Here is a 16,310-nt window from a genome sequence, read left to right as displayed (position 1 = left end):
GAGGTCTTTCCGGCCGGGGCCACGCGCGGGCGCCCCCGCCCGCACAGGGCGCCCGCGTGGCCGCTCAGGGGTGGAGCGGCTCGATGTTCAACACTCCGGAGCGGAAGACCGCCACGTCGACCTGGGCGCCGTGGAAACCCGCCTCGCGTACGGCGGGAACCAGGCCCGGCAGGCCGGAGGCCCGGGGCAACAGGTCGGCGTCCAGCTCCACCCGCGCCCGGTCGCCGAGGTCGCGCACCCGCAGGTCGGTGACCGTCAGGCCGGCTCCGGCCAGCAGGCGGCGCACCGCCCGCTCGGCCGTCTCGACGCGGTGCAGCCTGGCCGGCGTCACCTCCACCCCGTAGGCCACCCGGCTGGCCAGGCAGGGCGCGGCCGGCTTGTCCCAGACGGTCAGGTCCCACGCCTTGCCGGCCCGCCGTACCTCGGCCTTGGTCAGGCCGGCGTCCCGCAGCGGGGCGAGCACCCCGCGCTCGTCGGCGGCCCTGATCCCCGGCCGGAACGGGTCGGCGGCGTCGTCGGCGTTGGTGCCGGTGGCGACGTGCGCGAAGCCGTGATCGGCCGCCACCCGGCCGATCACGTCGAGCACCTCCGACTTGCAGAAGTAGCAGCGGTCGCGGCCGTTCGCCCGGTAGCCGGGGTTCGCCGTCTCGGCGGTGCCGGGCAGCAGGTGCCGCACGCCGAGCGAGAGCGCGAACCGCCGTGCCGCGTCGAGTTCCTCGGCCGCGAGGCTGTCGGAGACCGCCGTCACCGCCAGGACCCGGCCGGCCCCGACCGAGCGGACCGCCGCCGCCAGCACCAGCGCGGAGTCGACCCCGCCGGAGAAGGCGACGGCGAGCGAGGGCAGGGCCGCCAGCCGGTCGAGCAGTGCGGTGATCTTGGCGTCGAGGGCCGTCATCGTGTTCCTTTCCGCGTGGAGACCCCCGCCTTGAGGTGCGGTGCGGAGGTCAACCTGGGCTCTCGTGCGTGGGGGGCCGCTCGTGGGTCAGCCGCAGCGCCCTGGCGGCCGTCTCGCGCAGGGACAGGCCGAGGGCGGCCGAGGCCGCGGCCACGTCGTCGTGTTCGGGTTTGGCCGAGTGGGGTCCGTGCTTGACCCGTACGCGATGGCCCTCCAGGTCGACCTCGGTGATGTGCCGGGGCAGGGCCGTGCGCTCGACCGCGACCTCGCGCACACCGAGCGCGCCGGTCTCGGCGAGGATCAGTTCGCGCAGGGCGGGGACGGCGGGACGGCGGCACAGTAGGTGCAGTACGTGCGCCGGTCGTCCCTTCTTCATCGTGGCCGGGGTGGCCCAGGCGTCCAGGGCGCCGGCGTCGAGGGCTCGCGCGATCGTGTGCCCGAGCACCTCGCCGGTGACGTCGTCCAGGTTGGTCTCCAGGACGACGAGGGGTTCGGTGCCGGCGTCGCGGGCGGGCTCGGCGACGGTGACGGCGACAACATTGGGGCGGTCGGGGAGCTCCCTGGTACCCGCGCCGTAGCCGGTCGCCACCGGGGTCATCGCCGGCGGCGGGGTGTATCGCGCTCGCATGGCGCGCAGCAGCGCCGCCCCCGTGGGGGTCACGGTCTCGCCCGGCAGGTCGCTGCCGGTCACCAGCGCCCCTCGCAGCAGGGCGGCGGTCGCGGGGGCCGGTACGGGCAGTACGCCGTGGCGGGTGGTCACCGTGCCGGTGCCCAGCGGGATCGGGGCGCAGTGCACGGCGTCGACGCCGAGCAGGTGCAGCGCGGCGGCCACGCCGACGATGTCCACGAGCGCGTCGTGGCCGCCCAGCTCGTGCAGGTGCACCTGGCCGGGGTCGGTGCCGTGGATACGGCCCTCCGCCTCCGCGATCGCCCGCAGCGCGTCGACGGCGAGGGCGGCGACCGGTTCGGGCCGGGCGGCCCCGGCCATCGCGATCAGCTCGGCGGCCCGCCGCTCGGTCGCCGTGTCGGTGACCGCGACTCGTACCCGGGTCACCGCCAGGCCGTGGCTGAGTGCCCGCTCGGCCGTCAGCTCCCAGCCGGTGAGGCCGGTCGATCCCACCGCCGCGCGGATGCCCTCCAGCGGTGCCCCGGCGTCGATGAGCGCCGCCAGCAGCATGTCCCCGGCGAGCCCCGTGAACGGGTTGACCCAGCAGATCACGGCCGTCCTCCGGGCCGCGCCGCCTCCGCGCCGGCCGGGGTGGGCGGGGGTGGTGAGAGGGTGCGGCGGGTGGCGGTGTGGGCGAGGCGGTGGGCCGCCATGGCGGCGCCGAAGCCGGAGTCGATGTTGACCACGGTGAGGCCGGCGGCGCACGAGGACAGCATCGCCAGCAGGGCGGTGACGCCCTCCAGGGCCGCGCCGTACCCGACGGAGGTGGGCACGGCGATCACCGGCGCCGCCACGAGACCTCCGACGGCGCTGGCCAGCGCGCCCTCCATGCCCGCCACGACGATCACCGCGTCGGCCGCGCGGAGCCGCTCGGTCTCGGCCAGCAGCCGGTGGATTCCCGCGACGCCCACGTCGCGGATCACGGTGACGGCGAGCCCGAGCGCCCGGGCCACGGCCGCGGCCTCGGCCGCCACCGGACCGTCGGAGGTGCCCGCCGTGACGACCGCGACCGCGAAGGGTCCACTCGCGGCCGGCCGCCATGCCAGCAGCCGCGCCGCCTGGTCGTAGGACCCGCCGGGCACGGCCGCGAGGACGCTCTGGGCGTCGGCCTCCTCGACCCGGGTGGCCAGCACCGGGCCGGTGTTGCGGGCGAGCAGGGCGGACGCGATGGCGGCGATCTCCCCGGCGGTCTTGCCGGGCCCGTAGACGACCTCCGGCGCCCCCTGGCGGGCCTCCCGGTCCACGTCGACCCTGGCGAACCCCAGGTCCACCACGCGTTCGCTCACGCCCGGCCACCGGACAGGTACGGGATGGTCTGCGGCCCCTCCGGCAGCACGCACACGCGGGCGCCGGGGCCGGCGGCGGCCAGCGCCTCGTTCACCGTGGCCGCGATGTCGTCGGTCTGTTCCAGGTGGGCGGTCGCCAGGTCGGCGTCGCCGAGGTAGGAGGTGTGCATCACCACCCGGGCGCCGGCCTGGATGCGCGCCTGGATCTGCACCTGCCACTGGTCGGGGACGGTCACCGGCCTGGCGGCGATCGCGTCGAGCAGCGCCTGCGGGGAGGGCTCGGAGGCGAGCACCTCGCGGTAGGAGCCGTGGTCGGGGAAGCCGTCGCGGCACTCGGCCGCGCAGACGATCACGCCGCCCGGCCTGACCACCTGGAACGCCGCCGACATGCCCTTGACCGCCTGGTAGAGGTTCTGGTCGAGGGGGTAGCCGGAGTTGGTGGTGACCACCACGTCGAAGGGCGCCTCGACCTCTCGCATCGCGACCCGGCGGGCGGCCGCGGTGGCGGCGGCGTGCATGGGCAGGATGTCGCCGCCGAACGCCGCCGCGATGTCCTTGTCCCGGTTGAGGATCACGTCGAGGGCGAAGGTCACCCCGGTGGCCTCGGCGATCGCCCGCACGTCGTCGTGCACGGGATTGCCCTCGATCACCCCCCAGGTGGCCCGGGGGTCGCCGATGCGCGCGGCGTCGTGCAGGGTGAGGACGGTCTCCAGCGCGGCCAGGCCGGGGGCGACGAGTTTGGGGCCGCCGGAGAAGCCCGCGAAGAAGTGTGGTTCCACGAAACCGGTGGTGATCCGCACATCGGCCTCGACCCAGGCGGTGTTCAGCCATACCGGTACGTCCTTGCCGAAGCGGCCGAGGTAGGTGAGCGAGCCCGGGTCGCGGGCGTCGTGGTTGACGATCCGCACGGAGTCCACGACCGCGTCGCCGAACATCGCGCGCAGTTCGGCCTCGGTGTTGCCGCGATGGGTGCCGGTCGCGACGAGGATGGTCACGTCGTCGAGGTCGACGACGCCGTCGAGGTCGTCGAGGATCGCCGGGATCATCAGGTGCCGCGGCTGGGGGCGGGTGCCGTCGCAGGCCGAGATGGCGACGGTCTGTCCGGGCCGTACCCTCTCGCGCAGCGGCGGCCCGGACACCGGGTCGCGCAGGGCCGCCCGCAGCACGCCCATCTGGTCGGGCGCGGCCTCGTGGTGTACGGGGGTGACCACCGTGGTGGCCGTGTCCGGCAGCTCGACCGTGAGGCCGGTCTCCCCGTAGGCCAGGCGTATCTTCACCGTGTCTCCCTCGTCTCCCTCTCCCCCGAGTCTCCCCCGAGATCCTGCCAGAGCCCGTCGGCGAGGCCGGTGCCGGGCGGGGTCTGATCACCGTCGGCCTCGCTCGGGGAGTTCTCGACGTCTTCGAGCACCGAGCGGATCCACGTCTCGGTCGTGCCGATGTGCATCAGCGCCGCCGCCTGGGCGAGCGTCGCGTCGCCGGCGGCGAGGGCGTTGTAGATCGCCTCGTGCTCGGCGATGGTCTTGTGCGAGCTGCCGGCCTCGACCGTGCCGCGCCACACCCGCATCCGCAGGGTGTGGCCGGAGATCCCGTCGAGCAGGGTGGAGAGCGTCTCGTTGCCTGTCGCCCGCACCACGGCGCGGTGGAAGGCGGCGTCGTGGTGGATCAGCTTCTCCACGTCGTCGCTCGCCTCGCGCATCGCGGCCAGGTGCTCGCCGATCTCGGCGAGCTGGGCGGCGGAGATCCTGGACGCGGCCAGTGCGGTCGCCGCGGGCTCCAGCATTCGCCGCACCTGGACGATCTCCAGCAGGGTGTCGTCGCGCAGCAACTCGACGGCGAGTCCCAGCCCTTCCAGCAGCAGCCTCGGCTCCAGGCTGGTGACGTAGGTGCCGTCGCCGCGCCGCACGTCGAGCACCCTGGCCACGACGAGTGCCTTGACCGCCTCGCGCAACGGGTTGCGGGAGACGCCGAGGTGGGCGGCGAGCTGGTGTTCTGGGGGGAGCCGCGACCCAGGGGGCAGCTCCCCCGACTGGACGAGCGCCCGGATGCGGGAGATCGCCTCGTCGGTCAGGGACACGGCCTCGACCTCCGGTTGTGGAGTCGCACGATCGATACGCGGGTCACCGCCGGAACATAACAGACATCCCATGTCCGCGCGAGAGCCCGACTCGCCGGGGAGTAAACATGGGCTGTATGGCGCGCGATAAAGACGCTAAATATCCGACTTCTGTGCAACTTTCATAGTATTTCGTCGGAGGGTCTAGACACATCACGTCAGGAGGATTACAAAGACATCCCATGTCCATGTGGTGAAGATCTCTTCATCTTCCGGAAACATCCACTGGAGGTAGACCTTCGTGCGCACGCATCACCGGAGTGGGACCCTGTGACGGAGCTGATCACCGCGGTCGAGGCCCACGACATCCGCTTCCCCACCTCTCGGCACCTCGACGGTTCCGACGCCATGAACCCCGAGCCCGACTACTCCGCCGCCTACGTGATCGTGCGGACCGACGGCGGGCAGGAGGGGCACGCGCTCGCCTTCACCGTCGGACGCGGCAACGAGATCGCCGTCGCCTCCGTGGAGTCGCTGGCGCCACTGGTCACCGGACGGCCGGTCTCCGAGGTGCTCGGCGATCTCGGCGGGGTGTCGCGCCGGCTCACCGGCGACAGCCAGCTGCGCTGGCTCGGCCCGGAGAAGGGCGTCATCCACATGGCGGCCGGGGCCGTGCTCAACGCTCTGTGGGACCTTCGGGCGCGCAGGGAGGGCAAGCCGCTGTGGCGGCTGCTGGCGGAACTGTCCCCCGAGGAGATCGTCGACGTCGTCGACTTCCGCTACCTGGAGGACGCGCTCACCCGCGAGGAGGCGCTGGCCATCCTGCGCGCCGCCGAGCCCGGCCGCGCCGAGCGCCAGGCGCACCTGCTCGCCGAGGGCTACCCGGCCTACACCACCACTCCGGGCTGGCTCGGCTACACCGACGACAAGCTGGTCCGGCTGTCCAAGGAGGCGGTCGCCGACGGGTTCGGCCTGATCAAGCTGAAGGTCGGCGCCGACCCCGCCGAGGACGTCCGGCGCGTACGGCTGGCCCGCGAGGCGGTCGGCCCCGACGTGCGCATCGCCGTGGACGCCAACCAGGCGTGGAACGTCGGCCAGGCGATCGAGCGCATGGCCGCCCTCGCCGAGTTCGACCTGTACTGGATCGAGGAGCCCACCTCCCCCGACGACGTGCTCGGCCACGCCGCCATCCGGGAGCGGGTCGCGCCCGTCAAGGTCGCCACCGGCGAGCACGGCCACAACCGGGTGATGTTCAAGCAGTTCCTGCAGGCGGGCGCGATCGACATCCTGCAGCTCGACGCGGCCAGGGTCGCCGGGGTCAACGAGAACATCGCCATCCTGCTGCTCGCCGCCAAGTTCGGGGTGCCGGTGTGCCCGCACGCGGGCGGCGTCGGCCTGTGCGAGATGGTCCAGCACCTGTCGATGTTCGACTACGTAGCCGTCAGCGGCGCCATCGGGGACCGCGTCATCGAGTACATCGACCACCTCCACGAGCACTTCACCGACCCGGTGGTGATCAAAGAGGGCCGATACGTCGTCCCCGTCAAGCCGGGCGGGGGCGCCGAGATGCGTCCGGCCTCCCGCGCCGAGTACGCCTACCCGCACGGCCCCCAGTGGGCGGCCGACGCCACGGGGACGGCGTAATGGGTGCCTTCGACTTTTTCACGGCTTCGGCCACCGGCACCGACCTGGTCGCGGACGACATGGACGAACTCCGGCCGCGACCCAGCACAGGAAAGGAACAACCATGAGACGAGGACTCGCTCTGGGAACGGCCATCGCCCTCGCGGCCGGCCTGACCGGCGCGTGCGGGGGCGACGCGGGCACCGGCACGACAGCGGCCGCCCCGGGAGAGAGCAAGCCGGTCGTCGGGGTGGACTACCCTCGCTCCGACACCGACTTCTGGAACTCCTTCATCAAGTACGTCCCCCAGTTCGGCGCCGAGAACGGCCTCGACCTGAAGACCTCCAACTCGCAGAACGACATCGCCAAGCTCACCTCCAACGTGCAGAGCCTCGTCAGCCAGGGCGTCAAGGGCCTGGTGCTCGCGCCGCAGGACACCGCGGCCGTGGCCCCCACCCTCCAGCAGCTCACCGCCAAGAAGATCCCCGTCGTCATGGTCGACACCCGCCCCGAGCAGGGTGACGCCTACATGGTGGTGCGTGCCGACAACCGGGCGTACGGGGAGAAGGCGTGCAAGTTCCTCGGCGAGAAGCTGTCGGGCAAGGGCAAGGTCGTGATGCTCCAGGGCGACCTCGCCTCCATCAACGGCCGCGACCGCACCGAGGCGTTCAACGACTGCATGAAGGCCGACTACCCCGGCATCACGGTGTTCGGTGAGGCCACCAACTGGGACGGCGCCATCGCCTCGCAGAAGCTCCAGACGCAGCTCACCGCCAACCCCGACATCAGGGGCGTCTACATGCAGTCGAGCTTCGCCCTGGCGGGCACCCTCCAGCTGCTCAAGCAGCGCAACCTGCTCGTCCCCCCGAGCGACCCCAAGCACGTCTTCGTCGTCTCCAACGACGGCATCCCCCAGGAGCTGAAGGAGATCGCCGCCGGCAACATCGACGCGACCGTCTCACAGCCGGCCGACCAGTACGCCAAGTACGCGCTGGAGTACACCAAGGCCGCAATCGAGGGCAAGACCTTCCAGCCCGGCCCGACCGACCACGACAGCAACATCATCCAGGTGCGCCCCGGCCTGCTGGAGGACCAGCTGTCGGCACCCCTGGTCACCGCCGACGGCGGCACCTACGGAGACGTCCCGAGCGTCAAGTCGGACGACTCCTCGCTATGGGGCAACAACCTTGGCGGCTGACCAGACGACCACACCCCTCGTCGAGGCGGTGGGCGTCACCAAGAGGTACGGCGAGACCGTCGCGCTCGACCGTGCCGGGATCCGGATCATGCCCGGCCGGACCCACGCGCTGGTCGGCCGCAACGGGGCCGGGAAGTCCACCCTGGTCTCGATCCTCACCGGACTCCAGCCCCCCGACGAGGGCGAGGTACGGTTCGGCGGCGAACCCGCCCCGCGCCTCGCCGACCGTGACGCCTGGCGGCAGCGGGTGGCCTGCGTCTACCAGAAGTCCACGATCATCCCCGAGCTGACCGTGGCGGAGAACCTCTACCTGAACCGTCATGACCTGAACAGGTTCGGGCTGGTCCGCTGGGACGCGCTGCGGCGTAAGGCGGCCACGCTGCTCGCCACCTGGTCGGTGGACGTCGACGTGCGCCTGCCGGCCGGCGAGCTGGACGTCGAGCAGCGGCAGTTCGTGGAGATCGCCCGTGCGCTGTCCTTCGGCGCCCGGTTCATCATTCTGGACGAACCGACCGCCCAGCTCGACGCCGCCGCCATCGCCCGGTTGTTCACCCGTATCCGCGCCCTGCAGGAACAGGGGGTGACCTTCCTGTTCATCAGCCACCACCTGCAGGAGATCTACGAGATCTGCGACACGGTCACGGTCTTCCGCGACGCCCGGCACATCCTGACCACCACGGTGGCCGACCTGACGCACACCGAACTGGTGGCGGCGATGGCGGGAGAGGCGACCGGCCTGACCACGGCAGCGCCCAGGGCGGCCGTGCCCGCCGACGCCGGTGTCGCGCTCGACGTGCACGACCTGTCCTACGGCGACGCCTACCGGGAGATCGACTTCCAGGTCCGGGTCGGCGAGATCGTCGGCCTGGCCGGCGCGGCCGGCAGCGGCCGGACCGAACTGGCCGAGACCGTCGCCGGGCTGCGCGCGGCCGATTCGGGCACGATCGAGATCGCCGGACGTCGTCCCCGTCCCGGCAGCGTGCCCGACGCGCTCGCCGCGGGCGTCGGCTTCGTCCCCCGTGACCGGCATCACCAGGGGTTCGTCGCGATGATGTCGATCGCCGACAACGCCACCATGACCGTCCCCGAACAGCTCGGCGAGGCCGGTCTGATCAGCGGCAGGCGGCGCGACCGGCTCGCCAGGGTCCTGATCGACAACTTGGCGATCAAGACGCCCGGCCCCGACCTGCCCGTGATGGGCCTGTCGGGCGGCAACCAGCAGAAGGTCGTGATGGCCAGGGCGCTCGCCTCCGACCCCCGGGTGCTCGTGCTGATCACCCCCACCGCGGGGGTGGACGTGAAGTCCAAGGAGTTCCTGCTCGGCAAGGTCGAGGAGACCGCCGAGAAAGGGAGCGGTGTGGTGATCGCCTCCGACGAACTCGACGACCTGCGGCTGTGCGACCGGCTGCTGGTGATGTTCCAGGGCCGTCTCGTCGCGGAGATGGCCTCCGGATGGCACGACCACGACGTGGTGGCGGCCATGGAAGGAGTCCGGCTCGATGCCCTCGACGCCTGAGAAAACCCGCACGCCCGCACCGGAGAGCGCCGCCCCCCAGCGGGAACGCCCCCGGGTGCGGCTCGCCAGGCTGCGCGACCTCGCGCTGATCCCCGCGATCATCGTGATCGCCGTTGTCGGCCAGATCGTTCACCCGATCTTCCTGCAGGGCGACAACCTGATCAACATCCTGCAGACCATGTCGGAGATCTCGCTGCTGGTCATGGCGCAGACACTCGTCCTGGTCGCCGGCAAGATGGACCTCTCGCTGGAGTCGACGTTCGGTCTCGCGCCGGGCGTGGCCGCCTGGCTCACCGTCGCGGTCGGCTCGGGCGCCGGGCTCGGCGTGCTGTCGGGCGCCTGGTCGATCCCGATCACCCTCGCCGTCGGTGTGCTGATCGGCGCGATCAACGCCCTGCTCATCGTGCGGTTCGGGCTCAACGGCTTCATCGTCACCCTCGGCATGCTGATCGTGCTGCGCGGCCTGCTCACCGGCATCTCCGGCGGCCAGACCTTCTTCAACCTGCCGCCGTCGATGCTCTACCTCGGCTCGGCCCTGTGGTTCGGGGTGCCCGCCTCGATCTGGCTGTGCCTGCTGTTGTTCGCCGTCGGCATCGTGCTGCTCGGCTTCACCCGCTACGGCCGCGCCCTGTACGCCCTCGGCGGGAACGTGGACGCGGCCAAGGCGGCCGGCATCCGCACCGACCGGGTGCTGTGGACCGCCCTGGTGGGCGCCAGCCTGCTCGCCGCGCTCGGAGGCCTGCTGCTGTCGGGGCGCCTCGCCTCGGTGGCCGCCGCGCAGGGCGACGGCGCCATCTTCACCGTGTTCGCCGCGGCCGTGATCGGCGGCGTCAGCCTCAACGGCGGCAAGGGCACGATGTTCGGCGCCTTCACCGGCATCCTCCTGCTCTACATGATCCAGAACGTCCTCACCCTGGCCGGCGTGCCGGCCCAGTGGATCCAGGCTCTCAACGGCGCCATCATCCTCATCGCCCTCATCCTCTCCCGTCTCACGGGAGGCAAAGTCCAGGACTAGTTCGTCTCAGGTACCTCTTTCCCGTTCCTCCGCCATGGCGTCCTTCCGGGCGCCATACCCCCTGACCGATTGGAACGAAATGTCCGAGCACCCCCTGACACGCAGACGACTGATGCAGATCGGAACGGTCGGAGCAGGCTCCATGCTGTTACCGATGCCGTGGACGGCGGCCGCCCAGGCCGCCTCGGCCCCTCCCCCGGCGGTGGTCGCCGCGAACGACATGGCGCTCTGGTACAACCAGAGCGCCGGCACCGACTGGCTCCGCGCGCTCCCGATCGGCAACGGCCGCCTGGGCGCGATGGTGTTCGGCAACGTCGACGTCGAGCGTCTGCAGCTCAACGAGGACACCATCTGGGCCGGTGGCCCCTACGACCAGAGCAACACCAGAGGCGCGGCGGCGCTCGCGCAGATCAGGCAGCTGGTCTTCCAGAACCAGTGGAGCCAGGCGCAGACCCTGATCGACCAGAACATGCTCGGCAGCCCCGCGGGCCAGCTCGCCTACCAGCTCGCCGGCAACCTGCGGCTCACCTTCGGCAACACGAGCGGGGTCTCCGAGTACAACCGCTACCTGGACCTGACCACGGCCACCACCATGGTGTCGTACCTGAAAGGCGGCATCCGCTACCAGCGCGAGACGTTCGCGAGCGCGCCCGACCAGGTCATCGCCCTGCGTCTCACCGCCGACAGGCCCGGCTCGATCACATTCTCCGCGACGTTCGACAGCCCTCAGCGCACGACGCGCACCAGCCCTGACAGCACGTCCGTGGGGCTCGACGGCATCTCGGGCAACATGGAGGGCAAGAACGGCGCGGTCCGGTTCCTCGGGCTGGCCCGCGCCGTCGCCGAAGGTGGCACCGTCACCAGCAGCGGCGGCACGCTGCAGGTGAACGGGGCCAACAGCGTGACGGTGCTGATCTCCATCGGCACCAGCTACGTCAACTACCAGAACGTCGGCGGCGACTACCAGGGCATCGCGCGCGGGCACCTCAACGCGGCCGTCACCAGGTCCTACAGCGACCTGCGCAGCCGGCACGTCGCCGACTACCAGCGGCTGTTCTCGCGCACGACGCTCGACCTCGGCCGCACCTCGGCGGCCGACCAGCCGACCGACGTGCGGATCTCGCAGCACGCGAACACCAACGACCCGCAGCTGTCGGCCCTGCTGTTCCAGTTCGGCCGATATCTGCTGATCTCCTCCTCGCGTCCGGGCACCCAGCCGGCCAACCTGCAGGGCATCTGGAACGACTCGCTGAGCCCATCGTGGGATTCCAAGTACACCATCAACGCCAACCTGCCGATGAACTACTGGCCGGCCGACAGCACGAACCTGTCGGAGTGCTACGAGCCGGTGTTCAAGATGATCAACGACCTCACGGTCACCGGCGCCCGCACGGCCCGGGTGCAGTACAACGCCGGCGGCTGGGTGACCCACCACAACACCGACGGGTGGCGGGCCACCTCGGTGGTCGACGGCGCGTTCTGGGGCATGTGGCAGACCGGCGGCGCGTGGCTGGCCACCATGATCTGGGACCACTACAACTTCACCGGTGACGTCGACTTCCTGCGGGAGTACTACCCGGCGATGAAGGGGGCCGCGCAGTTCTTCCTCGACACCCTCGTGGAGGAGCCGGCCCTCAGGTATCTGGTCACCAACCCGTCGAACTCCCCGGAACTGGCCCACCACTCGGGTGTCAGCGTGTGCGCGGGTCCCACGATGGACAACCAGATCCTGCGGGACCTGTTCGACGGCTGTGCCAAGGCGAGCCAGGTGCTGGGCGTCGACGCCGACTTCCGTACGCGGGTCCTGGCGACCAGGGACCGGCTCCCTCCGATGAAGGTCGGCTCGCGCGGCAACATCCAGGAGTGGCTGTACGACTGGGTCGAGACCGAGCCCAACCACCGGCACGTCTCCCACCTGTACGGCCTGCACCCCAGCAACCAGATCACCAAGCGCGGCACCCCCTCCCTGTACACCGCCGCGCGGCGGACCCTCGAACTGCGCGGTGACGACGGGACCGGCTGGTCGCTCGCCTGGAAGATCAACTACTGGGCGCGGATGGAGGAGGGCAACCGGGCGCAGAACCTGATCCGCCTGCTGGTGACGCCGGCCAGGCTCGCGCCGAACATGTTCGACCTGCACCCGCCGTTCCAGATCGACGGCAACTTCGGCGCCACTTCCGGCATCGCCGAGATGCTGCTGCAGAGCCACAACGGCGAGCTGCACGTGCTGCCGGCGCTGCCCTCGGCCTGGCCGAGCGGGAAGGTGCAGGGGCTTCGGGGGCGCGGCGGCTACACCGTGGACATCACCTGGGCCTCCGGCCTGGCGGGCGAGATCCTCGTCAAGTTCGACCGCGACGGCACGGTGAACGTGCGCAGCCAGTCGCTCACCGGGACCTACCAGGTGGTCGACACCGCGACCAACGGTGCCGTCACCGTCACCAGCCCGGAGGCCGGCGTCATCAGGCTGACCGGCCAGGCCGGTCGCACCTACCGGGTGACGGCGTCAGGCACGCCGCAGCAGCCGACGGGCTATGTGCGGATCACCAACGGCACCACCGGCCTGGCACTGGACAGCGGCGGCAACGTCGCCTCCGGATCGAACCTCAAGCAGTGGAACGCCTCCGACGGCAGCACCAACCTGCAGTGGCAGCTGGTCGACCTGGGCGGCGGCTGGTACCGCATCGTCAACCGCACCAACGGCATGGTCATCGACAGCTGGGGCAACACCGCCAACGGCGCCAACGCCAGACAGGCCGCCTGGAGCGGTGGCAACAACCAGCAGTGGCGTCTCAACAGCGTGGGCAACGGCCGCCAGCAGATCATCAACCGCGGCACCAACACCGCCCTCGACGGCATGGGCAACAGCACCGCCGGCTCCACCGTGGCCATGTGGGCCCCCAACAACAGCACCAACAACCAGTGGACCATCACGAACGTGTGACGGTCGCCGGCCTGATTCCCGTGCGCTTCGCCGCGACCGTCCGCCGGTCGCGGCGAAGCCCGCCCCGGTGCGCGCCGAAGGATCCGGCCGGAACGCCGCCGAGCCCGGAGAGTCGCGACGCGACTCCGATCGGCCCGGCCACCGTGACCGGCGCCTTCCCTTGAGCCCTTCGCCTGCGGACCCGGCAAGCAACGAGTAGATCTTTCTGCGCCGTATGCCAAATGTAACCCTCGGACGGCTACAGTTCCCGCGTGCGTTTCATCCCTTTTGTCATGATTTCTGCCACCTTCGCGACGATCACCGCCTCCCCGGCACAGGCGATCATGAATGGTTCGCCCGACCTGACCGTTCACCCGCAGGTGGGAGCGATCATCGGCGACACGCCCAACGATGACGGCACATGGTCCTACTGCACCGGCACGCTCATCTCGCCGACCGTCTTCCTCACCGCCGCCCACTGCGCGGAACCGGGGCAGAAGACCGCCCAGGTCTCCTTCTCCAGTCGCTACCGGCCGGGAGACAAGATCTACACCGGTCGCTACGTCCTCGACTCGCGCTACCGGGACGAGTCCGATCTTCATGACATGGCCGTCGTCGTCTTCGACGCGGCGATCCCCGGCATCACGCCCGCCAGGTTGCCCACCGAGGGACTGCTCGACCGCCTCAAGGCCGACAAGACCCTGAAGACGATGAGATTCACCCCGGTCGGGTACGGCGCCATGGCCTCGGTCAAGGTCAAGCACAGGACACGGCTGACCTACACCGACACCCGCTACCAGGCGTCCATCTCCTTCGAGGCCCTCACCCGCGACTGGCTCAAACTGTCACTGGACCCCTCCAAGGGCGACGGCAGCACCTGCTTCGGCGACTCCGGCGGCCCGAACTTCCTGGGGGGACCCACCTCGGACCTGCTCGTGGCCACGACCATCAGCGGGGAGGACGAGGCGTGCAAGAAGATCAACTACGACTATCGCCTGGACACCCCGGCGGCCCGGAGTTTCCTCAAGAGGTTCGTCACGCTGCCCTGAACGGGTGATCACCCTCCGGGCGGACCTTCGCCGCACGACCCGGCCCGTACCGCGCGGGACCGGAGCGGCCCCGCGACATCCGCGGGGTCGGTGAGACACGGCCACCGTCCGCCGCGCCCCGTCCGGCGGCAGTTCATGCCGCGGCGTCCGATTGCTGAATTATTCATCCTGGCCGGCATGAAAGATGCACGCGCTTTTGATGATTGACGCTCTGGCCGCCCTTGGCCTGCGACCACATAATTGATTTACACCAGGAACAATTATGTCGACGCCAAGGAGAGTGAAAATTGTCGGCCCAGACCATGCTTCTCCTGTCGGCAGGCGTTCGTATTCGCCCACGATCCACGGACGGCTGCTGAGCGCCAACAGCGGCTCGCCCGGCCGCGTGCCATTGAAACGGTTGTGCTGGAAACAGCCACTCGGGTCATCGGTCGTCACGAGAACATCCGGGCTTAAATCGACGCCGAGAATAGCTTAATCCGTGCCAGGAGACAGGAGAAAGAAACCATGGACTCTCAGGTTAAGAAGCCACCACCACTGCTTCTTTTGTGCCTCGCCCAGTTCATGCTGACGCTCGACTTCGCGATCGTGAACGTCGCTCTGCCATGGATCAAGACCGACCTGTCCTTCACCTCCGGGTCCCTGCCCTGGGTCGTCGGAGCGTACGCGCTGTTCTACGGCGGCTTCCTGCTGCTCGGCGGGCGCGTGGGCGACATCATCGGCCGCAAGCGCATGTTCGTGTGGGGCCTCGCGATCTTCACGATCGCCTCCCTGGTCGGCGGCTTCGCGACCTCCTCCATCGTGCTCATCGCCGCCCGCGCCCTGCAGGGCTTCTCGGCCGCGGCGGTGGCTCCGGCCGTGCTGGCGATGATCGGTGCGGGCTTCCCCGAGGGGGAGGCGCGGGCCAAGGCCATGGGCGTGTTCGGCGCCGTGTCCTCGGTGGGCTTCGCCGGTGGCGTGCTCGCCGGCGGTGTGCTGACCGAGATCTTCGGCTGGCGCGCCGTCATGTTCATCAACGTCCCGGTCGGCATCGCGATGGTCGTGCGCGCCGCGATCCGCCTCGACGACGACAGCGTGTCGACGCGCTCCTCGCGTATCGACGTTCCCGGCGCCATCCTGGTGACCGCGAGCATGTGCTCGATCGCCTACGCCCTCACGATCGCCTCCGACGAGGGCTGGGGCAGCGCCGGTGTGCTGACCCCGCTGATCGCGGGAGCCGTGCTGCTCGTCGTGTTCCTCTTCGTGCAGACCCGCGTGTCCGCGCCGCTGGTGCCGCTCTCGATCTTCCGTAACCGCGGGGTGACGGGCGGCAACCTGGTCGCGTTCCTGTCGGGTGGCGTCATGTCCATCTCGACGTTCTTCATCACGCTCTACATGCAGCAGGTGCTGGGCTTCTCGGCCATCCTCACCGGGCTCGCGTTCTTCCCGCAGGCCCTCGTGGTCGTGCTGGCGTCGCTGCCGGTGGCGAAGACGACCGCGCGGATCGGGGCCCGTCCGGTGCTGGTCGTCGGCGCCCTCTTCCTGGTCGTCGGCTCGCTGGTGCTCGCGCTCGCTCCCGCCAACGGCTCGTTCCTGCTGAACGTGCTGCCCGGGGGCGTCCTGCTCGGCGTCGGTGTGACGGTCATGATGATCAGCACCGCGGTGGCGGCCACGTCCGGTGTGGCCGGTGCCCAGATGGGCCTCGCGTCGGGTCTCTACAACTCGAACCGCCAGCTCGGGGTCGGGCTGTGCCTCGGCGTCGCGGTGGCGGTGGCCTCGCTCGTCGGCGGGACGGGGCAGGGCATCACCATCGACGGGATCCAGACGGCGTTCTGGCTCTCCACCGCGCTCTCCGTGGTGATCGTGATCATCTCCGCGACCGTTCTTCCGGCGGTGCGCAAGCCGGCTCCCGCCGCTCCCGCAGCTTCCGTCCCGGAGGCCAGGTCCGCCTCCGTGGCCGGCGCGTAGCTCTTCTGCGGGTCTTCACAGGGAGAGGGGGGGGGGCGGGCCCCCCCCCCCCCCCCCCAAAACCCCCCCCAACCCCCGCCCCCCCCCCCCCACCCCCCCAACGCCGTGGGGGGGCCACCCCACCCCCCCACAGGCCACCCC

General features: G+C 70.6%; 12 protein-coding genes. 7 read left to right on the top strand and 5 right to left on the bottom strand.

Features of this window, described 5'->3' with window-relative positions; genetic code table 11:
* Window positions 1-64 precede the first annotated feature (64 nt).
* Genes larE through ACIBH4_RS22425 form a run of 5 tightly spaced genes read right to left on the bottom strand, consistent with a single transcriptional unit; the run spans window position 65 to window position 4,922 of the window.
* On the bottom strand, window positions 65-895 hold the full coding sequence (larE, locus tag ACIBH4_RS22445; protein WP_362511501.1) for an ATP-dependent sacrificial sulfur transferase LarE: 831 nt from the start codon (window positions 893-895) through the stop codon (window positions 65-67).
* A 49-nt stretch (window positions 896-944) separates the two neighbouring features.
* Window positions 945-2,114, bottom strand: coding sequence for a nickel pincer cofactor biosynthesis protein LarC (larC, locus tag ACIBH4_RS22440; RefSeq protein WP_362769676.1), 1,170 nt, complete (start codon window positions 2,112-2,114; stop codon window positions 945-947).
* Window positions 2,111-2,848 carry a nickel pincer cofactor biosynthesis protein LarB gene (larB, locus tag ACIBH4_RS22435; RefSeq protein WP_362511508.1) on the bottom strand — a complete coding sequence of 246 codons (738 nt, stop codon included), beginning with the start codon at window positions 2,846-2,848 and terminating at the stop codon, window positions 2,111-2,113. The genes larC and larB overlap by 4 nt, the downstream gene beginning before the upstream one ends.
* On the bottom strand, window positions 2,845-4,125 hold the full coding sequence (larA, locus tag ACIBH4_RS22430) for a nickel-dependent lactate racemase (protein WP_362769674.1): 1,281 nt from the start codon (window positions 4,123-4,125) through the stop codon (window positions 2,845-2,847). Before larA ends, larB begins: the two co-directional genes overlap by 4 nt.
* On the bottom strand, window positions 4,122-4,922 hold the full coding sequence (locus ACIBH4_RS22425) for a FadR/GntR family transcriptional regulator (RefSeq protein WP_362511514.1): 801 nt from the start codon (window positions 4,920-4,922) through the stop codon (window positions 4,122-4,124). Before ACIBH4_RS22425 ends, larA begins: the two co-directional genes overlap by 4 nt.
* A 309-nt stretch (window positions 4,923-5,231) precedes the next feature.
* Between ACIBH4_RS22425 and ACIBH4_RS22420 the strand changes: the two genes are divergently transcribed.
* The 7 genes from ACIBH4_RS22420 (at window position 5,232) to ACIBH4_RS22390 (ending at window position 16,169) form a co-directional block, all read left to right on the top strand.
* Window positions 5,232-6,545: an enolase C-terminal domain-like protein gene (locus tag ACIBH4_RS22420; RefSeq protein ID WP_362511517.1), complete on the top strand. Its 1,314-nt coding sequence runs from the start codon at window positions 5,232-5,234 to the stop codon at window positions 6,543-6,545.
* Between the two features lie 103 nt (window positions 6,546-6,648).
* Window positions 6,649-7,722, top strand: coding sequence for a sugar ABC transporter substrate-binding protein (locus tag ACIBH4_RS22415; protein ID WP_362511520.1), 1,074 nt, complete (start codon window positions 6,649-6,651; stop codon window positions 7,720-7,722).
* Window positions 7,712-9,238: a sugar ABC transporter ATP-binding protein gene (locus ACIBH4_RS22410; RefSeq protein WP_362769672.1), complete on the top strand. Its 1,527-nt coding sequence runs from the start codon at window positions 7,712-7,714 to the stop codon at window positions 9,236-9,238. The genes ACIBH4_RS22415 and ACIBH4_RS22410 overlap by 11 nt, the downstream gene beginning before the upstream one ends.
* The gene (locus ACIBH4_RS22405; RefSeq protein ID WP_350946317.1) at window positions 9,222-10,253 is read left to right on the top strand and encodes an ABC transporter permease; all 1,032 of its coding nucleotides are present in this window, start codon (window positions 9,222-9,224) and stop codon (window positions 10,251-10,253) included. Before ACIBH4_RS22410 ends, ACIBH4_RS22405 begins: the two co-directional genes overlap by 17 nt.
* Before the next feature lie 154 nt (window positions 10,254-10,407).
* Window positions 10,408-13,194, top strand: a complete 2,787-nt coding sequence (locus ACIBH4_RS22400; protein ID WP_362769670.1) for a glycosyl hydrolase family 95 catalytic domain-containing protein — start codon at window positions 10,408-10,410, stop codon at window positions 13,192-13,194.
* A 272-nt stretch (window positions 13,195-13,466) separates the two neighbouring features.
* Window positions 13,467-14,222, top strand: a complete 756-nt coding sequence (locus tag ACIBH4_RS22395; RefSeq protein WP_362769668.1) for a trypsin-like serine protease — start codon at window positions 13,467-13,469, stop codon at window positions 14,220-14,222.
* 507 nt (window positions 14,223-14,729) lie between these two features.
* Window positions 14,730-16,169, top strand: coding sequence for an MFS transporter (locus tag ACIBH4_RS22390; protein ID WP_362769666.1), 1,440 nt, complete (start codon window positions 14,730-14,732; stop codon window positions 16,167-16,169).
* Window positions 16,170-16,310 lie beyond the last annotated feature (141 nt).

Source organism: Streptosporangium sp. NPDC050284 (genome assembly GCF_044459525.1).
Lineage (GTDB): Bacteria > Actinomycetota > Actinomycetes > Streptosporangiales > Streptosporangiaceae > Streptosporangium.
The sequence above is the reverse complement of the archived record's forward strand: the minus strand, read 5'-3'. Positions and strand labels throughout refer to the sequence as shown.